Genomic DNA, 511 nt, shown 5'->3' with positions numbered 1-511 from the left:
GTAATATGGTGCCTGCATATGCGGGTTGCCGGAGATTCGCTCCCAGACCTGCTCTTGGCGGGCATGGTCATTTGAGATCGAGAACGCCATGATCTGCTCAAGGCGGATTTCATCCTTCTCGTAAAGTTCGAGCAGCTTTGGCGAGACCGAGGCGAGCCTCAGCCGCTGCTTGACGGTCGCCGCCGATACGAAGAAGCGAGCGGCAATCTCCTCGACATCAAGGCCCTGCTCCCTAAGTGCCTTGAATGCGCGGAACTGGTCGAGCGGATGCAGGTCCTCGCGATGCATGTTCTCGGCAAACGAGTCTTCCTCGGCCGAGGTCGTTCCGCTGCGATTGACGATGCAAGGGATCGGCTCGTTCTTCGCCAGGCGCTTCTGCTTGACGAGAATGCCAAGCGCGAGATAGCGGCGGCCGCCCGCCGGCACTTCGTAGCTGCCGGTCTCGTCTCCGTTTCCGTCGAGCACGGGCCGGACGTTCAGGCTCTGCAGGAGCTTTCGCCGACCGATGTCC

General features: G+C 61.1%; 1 protein-coding gene. It reads right to left on the bottom strand.

The genetic code is table 11. The annotated features are described in order from the left end of the window. Positions 1 to 511: ParB/RepB/Spo0J family partition protein (locus EOA60_RS36705; protein ID WP_164899957.1), on the bottom strand; the 511-nt coding region annotated here is incomplete at both ends.

The sequence above is a fragment of the Mesorhizobium sp. M1A.F.Ca.IN.020.06.1.1 genome (assembly GCF_004023265.1).
Classification (GTDB): domain Bacteria; phylum Pseudomonadota; class Alphaproteobacteria; order Rhizobiales; family Rhizobiaceae; genus Mesorhizobium.
Note: the sequence above shows the minus strand (reverse complement) of the source record. Positions and strands in the feature narration are given on the sequence as shown.